Raw genomic sequence first — 10080 nt, 5'->3', positions numbered from 1 at the left:
CGCTCTTCCGATCTATAATCATTAAATTGCGTAAATTTTTATTTAGTGTTATATTATGTACATTAACTTTAATTTATGATGATCTTATCAAGGAATATTTTGAAAATATTTTAATATAATAAGTAAAAATATGTTTCCTATTATTTATTAAATTTTTGTATTTATGTTTTAAATAAAATGTTTTAATATATTTTTATAAAACCTTTAAAACAGCCAATAATATTTTTATAAATTGAATGCATTTAAGCATGAAGTGATAAATTGGAGGTAATAAAGGAGGATATAATTATTATAGGAGGTGGTATGGCTGGACTTAGGGCAGCCATATCAGCTGCAGAATATGACAGTAAAATTAGTGTTGGACTTATATCCAAGCTTTACCCCATTAGGTCCCATTCGGTTTCTGCAGAGGGTGGTACCAGTGCTGTGCTAAACCCAAAGGATAATTTTGACCTTCATGCATATGACACAATTAAGGGCAGTGATTACCTTGCAGACCAGGATGCAGTTGAAACATTTGTAAGATTGGTGCCGGAACAGATATATACAACAGATCACTGGGGGTGCCCATGGTCAAGGAATCCTGATGGAACAATATCCCAAAGAGATTTTGGGGGGCTTAGCTTTCCAAGGGCAACATTTGCAGCCGATAAAACCGGATTCCATGTGATGCAGACCCTTTTTTCAAGGGCATTGAAATATGATAATATACATTTTTATAATGAGTATTTTGTTACCTCGCTTATTATTGATAACAATAGGTTTAACGCCCTAACAGTAATAAACATAAAAACTGGAGAGTTTCTGGCCTTTCAGGCCAAATCCCTTATTTTTGCAGCCGGTGGTGCCGGAAGATTGTATAAATTTAGCACCTATGCACATTTTGTCACCGGTGATGGTGATGCAATAGCCTACCGCGCAGGCTTGCCCCTGAAGGATATGGAATTCATACAGTTCCATCCCACAGGCCTTGTTCCATCGGGAATACTTATAACCGAGGGTGCCAGGGCAGATGGGGGATTTCTTGTAAATAATAAGGGCGAGAGGTTCATGGAAAAATACGCCCCATCAAAGAAGGATATGGCGCCAAGGGATATTGTATCCAGGGCCATAATGTGGGAGCTGCAGAATGGCAATGGAATTAAGGGTAAATATGGAGATATTGAGTATGTTAACCTGGATTTAACCGGCATAGCAGATAAGCTTGAGGAAAGACTACCAATGATTACGGATATAGCAAGAAAATTCAATAATATAGATCCGGCAAATGAACCAATACCTGTAAGGCCGGCAACGCATTACACAATGGGTGGGATACATGTTAATGTTAATACCGAGACAACGGTTCCAGGAATATTCAGTGCAGGCGAGAATGCTGCTGTAAGCATCCACGGCGGCAACAGGCTCGGTTCGAACTCCACCAATGAATGCCTTGCATTTGGCAATGTTGCTGGAAAGAGGGCGGCTGAATTTGCAATGTCAGGGAATATTCCTGATATAAACATGAACAAGGTTTTGGATGAGGAAAACAGGATATATGATGCAATACTAAAAAGAAACAGCGGTGAAAATGTTGCTGCAATCAGGGAAGATTTGAGGGCTTTAATGGACAGATATGTGGGTGTTTTCAGGGACGAAAATGGGCTTTTAACGGCCCTTAAGGGGATTAAACAGCTTAAATCAAGGTACGGGGGCATATCAGTGGAGGATAAATCAATGACATTTAACATAGAACTTCAATGGGCACTTGAGGTCGGATTTATGCTTGAACTTTCAGAGATTATAACAAAGGGTGCATTGTTAAGGAAGGAATCACGTGGGGCCCACTACCGTATAGATTTTCCGGAACGTGATGATACAAATTTCCTTAAGCATACAATGGCAAGATATACAGTAAATGGCCCTGAATTTTATTACATACCTGTAACAATTACTAAATGGAAGCCTGCCCCGAGGGTTTACTGAGGTGTTTAAAATGTATAAACTAATGGTTAAAAGAAGGAATGAACACGGAGATGAATATTACGATAATTATAATGTCCCGGCGGATAAGGCTTCCACTGTTCTTGAGGCCTTGCTTTATATAAAAGAGAATATAGACCAAACACTGTCATTCAGGTATTCATGCAGAATGGAAATATGTGGAAGCTGTGGCATGGAAATTAATGGAAGGCCCAGAATGGCATGTTCCACACAGCTTGCAAGCCTTCACTCAGATATTATAAAAATTAGTCCACTGCCACATTATAATGTAATTAAGGATCTTGTAGTCGATTTTGACCCATTCTTTGATAAATACAAAAAGGTAAAACCCTACATTATAAGGGATGATGATGGAAATTACAGTGCTGAAATACCCCAAACACCAGAGCAGTTCAATGAATTTAAGGAGTATGCACAGTGCATTAAATGTGGATTATGCATGGCGGCATGCCCTGTTGTTGGCACCGATGAAAATTATCTAGGACCGGCACCATTAACGGCCTTATTCAGATACAATATTGACAACCGTGATCAGGGAATAATGTATAGAATAGATATAGCGAACAGCGATGATGGCACATCAAGATGCCATTTTGCCGGTGAATGCACTGAGGCCTGCCCCAAGGATGTCAGGCCATCATTTGCAATACAGAAATTGAGGGTGCAGGGATTAAAATATGAATTAAAAAATATAATGGGTGGTAAGAAATGAATAAAACAGGCATAGCGGGATGGTTTAATATTAAGGATAAGGGGACAGGATATTTCGCCTTTGCATTCCAGAGGTTTTCCGGCCTTGTCATAGTTATTTATTTATACATGCACCTGATATTCCTGTCAAGCCTGCTTGATGGTAGGACAACCTACAACTCACTTGTGCAGAATATCACATACGGCCCCTTTGATATATTCATAGTAATGGATATGCTTCTGGCCCTTGTAATATTTTACCATGGTGCAAATGGAATAAGGCTTGCATTAAATGAGTTTGGCATAGGCCTTAAACACCATAAGCTATTTTTTTATGCATATGAATCCATATCTATGGTCCTTCTTGTTTTGTTTTTATACTATGCGTATTTATTCTTGGGAGGTCATTAGATGAATAATAAAAATTCAAGTGGATTAAAAGGGCTCGGCCCGCTGGGATGGCTCCTGCAGGTAATTACAGGCGTATTTTTAATATTCTTCCTGGGAATTCACCTGTATCTGGCAAATATAGACTTCGGGCACCCCATAAGATTTTTTACCGCGGTTCTGGAGAATCTTCATAATGGTTACTGGCTTGCCTTTTATATTGTTTTTACATACATAGTTTTATATCATGGACTTAATGGTGTGCGCGGTATATTATATGACAGATTTGACTCACAAAAATCAAGGGCATTAATAAAATATTCATTATCAGTGCTTTATGTGGTCACAGCAATTTATGAAACATTACTTGCGCTTGCAGTTTCAAGAATAGCAATTCCATGAGTTTAAAAGTATTAAAATGGCATACATTTTTAATAAAAACCTATGAATTAAAAAATTTTTTAAATTATTATAAAATTGTCCTGTAATTTAAATCTAAAAAATTATCTTCAGGCTGTTTCCTCCTCTGTTATATTTTTGCCTTTCATTCCAGATGATGCAAGGAATGGAGATACGGCAAATGCCAGAAGCACAATTACTATTGCAGGCACAATGCCGTACAGCACTGTTTTTGTATTTGAAAATTCCGCACCGACAAAAACTGGTATTATGGCAACACCAACATTTGTGGCCACACTGTACATTGATGTTGCAAACCCGGCCCTTGCCGGATCATCCACGTAGTTCATTATTGAGTTCAGTGCGAGCACCCAGAAGGCATTTCCAAAGAAGCCAAAGATAAAAAATGAGGCGATTATTAGGTATTCAATGTTTGTATAAACCATTGAAATAAGAAGTACCATACCAAATATAAAAGACATTGAACCGGAGGCAACTGTGCCTGTCCTTAACATTTTATATTTTTCAAAAATATATGGTAGTAAAAGAGCGCCTATTGCAGATCCCAAAAATTCCAAACCACTAAGAAGGCCTGATAGTTTAAGTGCTGTTAATGCACTGAAATGAAATCCAAGAACTGTTGATGCTATTCCTCCAAATAGAATTGATATTGATGCCATGGATAATCCAACATACCAGTTTTTTAACATGCCTATCTTAAAAGAACCTTTCAACGATTTCCCCCTGTATCTGGCCGGATAGCTTTTAAGCACTGGGATTAAAATGGCTGATGCAATTATGGCAAGCACTGCAGGGAGCAATAAAATTCCCCTGATCCCAAGTGCTATAAATATGTACGGCCCAATTAATGACCCGGCTGACATGCCTAAGAATAGAAATCCTATGCTTAGGCCTGCTATGGTTGCTGACTTAACAGGATCCATTGATTCCGCAATACTTCCAACAGGCGCAAGTGAAAATGGATATGCCGTTGCCGCCATTAATGAGAAAATTAGAAATTCCATGTAATTGTTTGAAAATGCCCTTGCCAGTAAGCCTATCACTGAAAATATTACTGCCAGATAAAGGGCAGACTTAACAGTAAATTTTGCAGATAGAATTCCGGCTATGAGACCTATAATAGCCATTGTGTATCCATATGCAGACAGCACCAGCAATATTCCGGAAAGATTGGTGGATAGCAATTTGCTGAGCTCGGGAACCACCGGTGAGATAATAAACCAGCCGAAACCAATTGTAAACACAAAGAACCAGTAAGGTATCAGTTTTTTAATATTATCCATGCTAGATAATGACAATCAAATTTATAAATTTATTGAATTATTTTGTAAATAATCCTTACTATGGCCCTGAATAATAATTATTCTGGATATTACCATAACAAAAAATATTATAATTTACTATCTTCAATGCATTTCATTACTTTTTCTATTCCATTACTCAATGGCAGAGGGTCTTTAATAACAGTATTTCCGGCAACAAGATTATCAGCCTCATCCACAATATAATCTTTTTTAACATATTCTATGGGCCTATTGGTAACCCCCTCAATTAATTTAATTAAATCATTAACTGATGTTCCAGTCCCTGAACCAACATCATATTCACCAGGTACAATTTTATTGTTTATTATATTATATATAAGTTTAACAACATCACCAACATACAGGTAATCCCTTATATGTGTGCCATCACCATAAACAGTTGCAGTCTCACCATTCAAAGCGGCTTTTGTAAATAAATACACAGCACCCTTTTTTGCATTCTCACCATATATATTATAAAATTTTAAAACATAATAATCCATATTATATAATTTACCATACAATTTTATCCATTCAACAGCATTCTTTTTTCCGAGGGAGTATGGATTTGTGGGATTCTGAATTGAACCTGATGATGGAAAGATAAACTTTGAATTATTTTTTCTGGCCAGTTCCAGAAACTTAATGGTTAGATCAAGGCCATCCTTATAATATTCATATGGAAATTTTGTTGATAGCCTTATTAAACCTCTTGCAGCCATATGTATTATATAATCATATTTAACATCCTCTAATTTATCTCCAAGGTCATAGCCGTATACTTCATAATTATTTGATTTTAAATAATTATATATATGACCACCAATAAAACCTCTATGGCCGGTTACAAGAATTTTCATATAATGGTATTCAAAAATTCATATTAGATATTTTCCATTTTCTTTTTTAAGCAATTGTAGTTTGAAAATTTTTGTAATAGCAATAAGAAAATCCTGAGTAAAGTTTTAAATTTAAAACATGATATTAAATGAGATTATCCATCAGTTATATTTATATAGAAAATTTTCGTTATAAATGCATGAATTTGAAAAAGATAATTGCTGTTGCAATTATAATTATTGTAATAGGCGGGATAGCATATTATGGATACGATTATGAAACTCATGGCACGTTGAGGTTGGAGGCTGCTGATTCCGGGATATCCCTATCCGGTGCAACAGGCGTTTACATAACATTCTCTGCAATAGCACTTCATTATGATAAGGCATCATCAAACAGCACAGGCTGGTACAATTATTCACTGCATGATAAAACTGTAAACATATTTGATGTGGCTTTATCAAATGCAACCTTCCTTTCAAACATAACAGTTCATTCTGGAACATTTAATATGATAAAAATATACATTAGTAAGGTAACCATAGATATACTTGGGAATAATATAACATTGAAGCTTGCCCATTCCTTCGCACTGGTAATTAACACACTTTCAGTTTCACATGCCGGAACCACAACTGCAATAATAGAGTTTAACCTAACAGATAATATACATTTAAGCAGCTCCACAGCAGGAGTATTTAATATGAGCGCCAGCGTCATCGTTAAATAAAAATTATTTTTATTGCTAAATTAATTTTATTAAATATTATTATATTATGTTTTATGAAGGTAGCAGTTATCATGGGCAGCAGCTCAGATTTTGAAACAATGAAGGATGCCATTGAAACCCTAAAATTTTTTGGTGTAGAGGTTGAATATAAAATTGTATCGGCCCATAGAACACCAGAATTTATGCTTGAATATGCAAAGAATGCAATAAATAATGGCATAGAGGTTATCATAGCAGGGGCCGGCGGGGCGGCACATCTTCCCGGTATGGTAGCATCCATGACAACATTGCCCGTAATTGGCGTGCCAGTACCATCAAGGAATCTAAATGGACTTGATTCTCTTTTATCAATAGTACAGATGCCGTCAGGTGTTCCTGTTGCGACGGTGGCAATAGGAAATTCAAAAAATGCGGCCCTGCTTGCTGTTAGAATATTATCAATAAAATATGATAAATTAAAAATGTTTCTGGAAAAATTCATGGTGGATCAAAAAAATAAGGTTCTTGGTGAGAAATTATGATTATTGGAATAATAGGTTCAGGCCAGCTTGGATACATGATGATAATTACCATGAAGAGATATCCTTTTAAGTTTTATGTTATAGACAGAGAAAAGGGCCCTGCCGGATACATAGCAGATAAATTTTTTACAACGGATAAGTATAAAACGTTCGTTGATTCCTGTGATTATATAACATTTGAATTTGAACATGTTGATGAGAAAACTCTTGAATATGCAAGTTCATCAGGAAAATTAAGACCAGATATAAAAACAGTTGAGTTAAAAAGGGATAGATCTCTTGAAAAGGATTTTTTGCAAAAAAACGGTTTCCCAATTGCACAGTATGAATACCACGAGGATTTTGAATCTGCATTCAGGGCGGCAAAGAGGATGGGCAGGGCTGTAATAAAAACCTGCCGTGGTGGATATGATGGCAAGGGGCAGTATTTTATCAATGAAAATACAGATAGTTTAAAATGCCAGGACTCTGGACCATTTGTTGTGGAAAAATTTATAAATTACGATTATGAGGCGTCAATAATAGCGGTTAGGGGCAGCAATGGAAATTTTCAGTTTTTTGATCCATCCTTCAATTACAATAAAAACGGCATTCTTATTTATAATATAGCCCCATTGGATGGTAATAATAAAATGCCTGAAATGGCAAAAAAACTTATGGATAAACTTGGCTATATTGGTGTTATGGGTATAGAATTCTATGTAACTGGCAATGAAATATTAATAAATGAATACGCACCAAGGGTACATAATACCGGGCATCATACACTTTTAGGTTCATCAATATCACAGTTCGAGGAACATATACTTGCAGTGGCTGACCTTCCCATTCAGAAGCCGGTGCTTTTCAGGCCATCAGGCATATTAAACATTATTGGTACATCCATTGATGATAAAATAAAAAAAATACTTGGAATGGGCGGTACAAATATATACTGGTATCATAAGGAAGAAATACGGATAAAAAGAAAGATGGGGCATATAAATGTCTTTGGCGACACATTTAATGATGTTAACAACAAAATAAATACTTTAATGAATTTAATTTATGGAAATAATCTTGATAATTTCATAGGACTGTAACCCCCTTAACACCATCAACCTTTTTTATTTCTCTTATAATATCACCTGATAGCTGTGTTGATGTAACAACAACGGCCTTTGGGTTCTCAATCAAATCAGGGTCATCGGTAATAACCTGCCTTATGCTTATATTATATTTTGAAATAACAGAAATTACCCCAGAAATAATTCCTGGTTTTGCCGCATTATCAGGTATTATCTCTATGACGCCAAAACCCATTTTTGAACCTGAATCGGAAAAATCGGCAACAGGTTTTAAATTTGTAAAGAAATCATACAATTCCTTATTTTCTTTTATTCTTTTTAAGGTATTTATTACAACGCGCCTGTCAACATTATAGGCCCTAGCAATTGAATTCGGCTTAATTTCAATTTCATCACAGAAAATTTTAATCTCGTCGTCTAGCTCCCTGATGCTGAGGCCTATGCTTATCATCTTCTGAATTATCTTTTTCTCAGCTGGAAATGGCTCGAAAACTTTATTGGCGTAGTCCCACATAGTATGACATAGATATCTGTTATAATTATTTATTGATAATAAACATATTATGCAAATAATAAAATATAACTACATATTATACCAAAAAATTAAAATTTTTTGGTGTGTTATTTAAATCTTTTAATTTATTGTGTTTACAGTATATTATTGCAATAAATTTAAATTAGAAGTATTGAGGAAATATTAAATCCAGAATGTCTCGTAATCCTCCTTTATTTTATTTAAAACATATATCCCACCTATTGGGGCAAATTCATCAACAAGGTTTTCAGGTATTTTTTCCCTTGTAAGCCCAACGTTGGACATTGCAGTCTCACATGCAATAATTTTAATGCCGGTATTTTTTGCCTTCCACACAGTATCCAGTATGGGCCTGTACAATGCCTGGTCCTTATTTAAGACTGAAACTGCAGGGGTCAAAAATATCATTTCTATCTTCATATTTTTTTCATATTCCTTCATCTTTGTTGCCATACCTATGTTGGCCATGAGTTTTGCCATGTTCTCCCTTCCTGTTTCTATTACAAAGATAATTTTATCAGCCATGTATATCATATGTATATAATTTATAAATATTTTGTCGTATTTCGTTTTTTTATATATTATAACTAAAATATTATTTAACGATCTAAATTACTATAATAATTGCACCAAGAACGGATAAAGCAATTCCAGTGTACTGTCTCAGCCTTAGCTTTTCGTGATAAACAATCCGGCCTGATAATGCAAGGGATACAGGAAGCATTGCTATAATGGCACCGGCTATAACCAGTATGCCATATTGAATGGAAAATGCATATAATACATTACCTGAACCATCAAGTATGCCTGCTATTATTGATATTAAAATAATCATGAATGCAATGTGGTCTGTTCTAATATTATTTTTAGAAATTTTCATTTTGATGCCATTAACTATTGGCCTTATATTAAATATGATGAAAACAGAGAAAAAGCCTATAATTCTGGAAAGCAGTAGTGGCACAGGGGATGAGTGGACCGATGCTATGGCAAATGTTAATGGGATGTAATAAATTCCCCAAATTATATTTGCGGCGGCAGCGATTAATAATACCTTATCGACCTTAAATCCCCTTGTTACTGTGACAAGTATTGATCCAAAAATTATAAGTATAATTCCCGGCAGAATTAATGATGTTAATTTTTCACGCAAAATGCTCAAACCAAAGAGAATTACAACTATTTGCTGTACATTTATTGTTACCGCTGCATTTCCAAGGTTTGCGCCCCTTAAAGATTTATAAAATAGTATATATCCAAGTCCTAAAAAAATTCCTGAAAATACCGACATTACAATAAGAAAAATTGAAAATGAGTGCACGGGCGACATCATAATACTAATAAGCATTGGTAAAATGCCGGAGCCAACAATTATCATGGAAACAATATTGGGATTAATTTTTGATGTTAAACCCTTAATGATTGTGTTTGATGCAGTCCATACTGCAAGTGCGGCGAATGGAAATATTATGTACTGAAACATTATCTCAGCACAGTTAATATTATCTAATATTTATATTTAACACGAAATTAAAAACTTTATAAGCTGGAATGGAGTAAAAAATCGATTTATTTTAATTTTATAATACTTGATTAATGATAA

12 protein-coding genes are annotated in these 10080 nt (G+C 35.1%); 7 read left to right on the top strand and 5 right to left on the bottom strand.

Going from position 1 to position 10080, the window contains the following annotated elements; all coding sequences use genetic code 11:
* Positions 1 to 261: 261 nt before the first annotated feature.
* The 4 genes from AOG55_RS07150 to AOG55_RS07135 are packed head-to-tail and all read left to right on the top strand — an operon-like array spanning position 262 to position 3462.
* Positions 262 to 1965 carry a succinate dehydrogenase/fumarate reductase flavoprotein subunit gene (locus AOG55_RS07150; RefSeq protein WP_055041093.1) on the top strand — a complete coding sequence of 568 codons (1704 nt, stop codon included), beginning with the start codon at positions 262 to 264 and terminating at the stop codon, positions 1963 to 1965.
* 10 nt (positions 1966 to 1975) lie between these two features.
* Positions 1976 to 2695 carry a succinate dehydrogenase iron-sulfur subunit gene (locus AOG55_RS07145; protein WP_054963787.1) on the top strand — a complete coding sequence of 240 codons (720 nt, stop codon included), beginning with the start codon at positions 1976 to 1978 and terminating at the stop codon, positions 2693 to 2695.
* Positions 2692 to 3084, top strand: a complete 393-nt coding sequence (locus AOG55_RS07140) for a succinate dehydrogenase (protein WP_048102378.1) — start codon at positions 2692 to 2694, stop codon at positions 3082 to 3084. Before AOG55_RS07145 ends, AOG55_RS07140 begins: the two co-directional genes overlap by 4 nt.
* Positions 3085 to 3462, top strand: a complete 378-nt coding sequence (locus tag AOG55_RS07135; RefSeq protein ID WP_055041092.1) for a succinate dehydrogenase — start codon at positions 3085 to 3087, stop codon at positions 3460 to 3462.
* Between the two features lie 107 nt (positions 3463 to 3569).
* Here the strand turns inward: AOG55_RS07135 and AOG55_RS07130 are convergent, their stop codons facing one another.
* Both AOG55_RS07130 and AOG55_RS07125 read right to left on the bottom strand, forming a co-directional pair.
* Positions 3570 to 4763, bottom strand: a complete 1194-nt coding sequence (locus AOG55_RS07130; RefSeq protein ID WP_048102380.1) for an MFS transporter — start codon at positions 4761 to 4763, stop codon at positions 3570 to 3572.
* 107 nt (positions 4764 to 4870) lie between these two features.
* A complete protein-coding gene (locus AOG55_RS07125) occupies positions 4871 to 5644 on the bottom strand; it encodes an NAD-dependent epimerase/dehydratase family protein (RefSeq protein WP_055041091.1) in 774 nt (257 codons plus the stop codon).
* Positions 5645 to 5823: 179 nt separating this feature from the next.
* On the opposite strand from AOG55_RS07125, the gene AOG55_RS07120 reads away from it, so the two are divergent.
* Genes AOG55_RS07120 through AOG55_RS07110 form a run of 3 tightly spaced genes read left to right on the top strand, consistent with a single transcriptional unit; the run spans position 5824 to position 7957 of the window.
* Complete coding sequence (locus AOG55_RS07120) at positions 5824 to 6354, top strand: DUF4382 domain-containing protein (protein WP_055041090.1); 531 nt, start codon at positions 5824 to 5826, stop codon at positions 6352 to 6354.
* A gap of 53 nt (positions 6355 to 6407) precedes the next feature.
* On the top strand, positions 6408 to 6875 hold the full coding sequence (gene purE, locus AOG55_RS07115; protein WP_055041089.1) for a 5-(carboxyamino)imidazole ribonucleotide mutase: 468 nt from the start codon (positions 6408 to 6410) through the stop codon (positions 6873 to 6875).
* Complete coding sequence (locus AOG55_RS07110; RefSeq protein ID WP_054963832.1) at positions 6872 to 7957, top strand: 5-(carboxyamino)imidazole ribonucleotide synthase; 1086 nt, start codon at positions 6872 to 6874, stop codon at positions 7955 to 7957. Before purE ends, AOG55_RS07110 begins: the two co-directional genes overlap by 4 nt.
* On the opposite strand, the gene AOG55_RS07105 is transcribed toward AOG55_RS07110, so the two are convergent.
* From AOG55_RS07105 to AOG55_RS07095, 3 genes are all read right to left on the bottom strand, one after another.
* Positions 7944 to 8456, bottom strand: a complete 513-nt coding sequence (locus tag AOG55_RS07105) for a hypothetical protein (RefSeq protein ID WP_048102385.1) — start codon at positions 8454 to 8456, stop codon at positions 7944 to 7946. The two genes, AOG55_RS07110 and AOG55_RS07105, sit on opposite strands and share 14 nt — an antisense overlap.
* A 183-nt stretch (positions 8457 to 8639) precedes the next feature.
* Complete coding sequence (locus AOG55_RS07100; protein ID WP_055041088.1) at positions 8640 to 9002, bottom strand: DsrE family protein; 363 nt, start codon at positions 9000 to 9002, stop codon at positions 8640 to 8642.
* Positions 9003 to 9084: 82 nt separating this feature from the next.
* Entirely contained in the window at positions 9085 to 9960 is an 876-nt protein-coding gene (locus tag AOG55_RS07095) for an EamA family transporter (protein ID WP_055041087.1), read from the bottom strand.
* Positions 9961 to 10080: the final 120 nt, after the last annotated feature.

The organism is Acidiplasma cupricumulans, from assembly GCF_001402935.1.
Lineage (GTDB): Archaea > Thermoplasmatota > Thermoplasmata > Thermoplasmatales > Thermoplasmataceae > Acidiplasma > Acidiplasma aeolicum.
The sequence above is the reverse complement of the archived record's forward strand: the minus strand, read 5'-3'. Positions and strand labels throughout refer to the sequence as shown.

Bases quoted from the DNA above. Each gene is read 5' to 3' on its own strand.
- AOG55_RS07145 (WP_054963787.1), top strand. From the start codon at position 1,976: ATGTATAAACTAATGGTTAAAAGAAGGAATGAACACGGAGATGAATAT.
- AOG55_RS07140 (WP_048102378.1), top strand. From the start codon at position 2,692: ATGAATAAAACAGGCATAGCGGGATGGTTTAATATTAAGGATAAGGGG.
- AOG55_RS07135 (WP_055041092.1), top strand. From the start codon at position 3,085: ATGAATAATAAAAATTCAAGTGGATTAAAAGGGCTCGGCCCGCTGGGA.
- AOG55_RS07130 (WP_048102380.1), bottom strand. From the start codon at position 4,763: ATGGATAATATTAAAAAACTGATACCTTACTGGTTCTTTGTGTTTACA.
- AOG55_RS07125 (WP_055041091.1), bottom strand. From the start codon at position 5,644: ATGAAAATTCTTGTAACCGGCCATAGAGGTTTTATTGGTGGTCATATA.
- AOG55_RS07120 (WP_055041090.1), top strand. From the start codon at position 5,824: ATGAATTTGAAAAAGATAATTGCTGTTGCAATTATAATTATTGTAATA.
- purE (WP_055041089.1), top strand. From the start codon at position 6,408: ATGAAGGTAGCAGTTATCATGGGCAGCAGCTCAGATTTTGAAACAATG.
- AOG55_RS07110 (WP_054963832.1), top strand. From the start codon at position 6,872: ATGATTATTGGAATAATAGGTTCAGGCCAGCTTGGATACATGATGATA.
- AOG55_RS07105 (WP_048102385.1), bottom strand. From the start codon at position 8,456: ATGTGGGACTACGCCAATAAAGTTTTCGAGCCATTTCCAGCTGAGAAA.
- AOG55_RS07100 (WP_055041088.1), bottom strand. From the start codon at position 9,002: ATGGCTGATAAAATTATCTTTGTAATAGAAACAGGAAGGGAGAACATG.
- AOG55_RS07095 (WP_055041087.1), bottom strand. From the start codon at position 9,960: ATGTTTCAGTACATAATATTTCCATTCGCCGCACTTGCAGTATGGACT.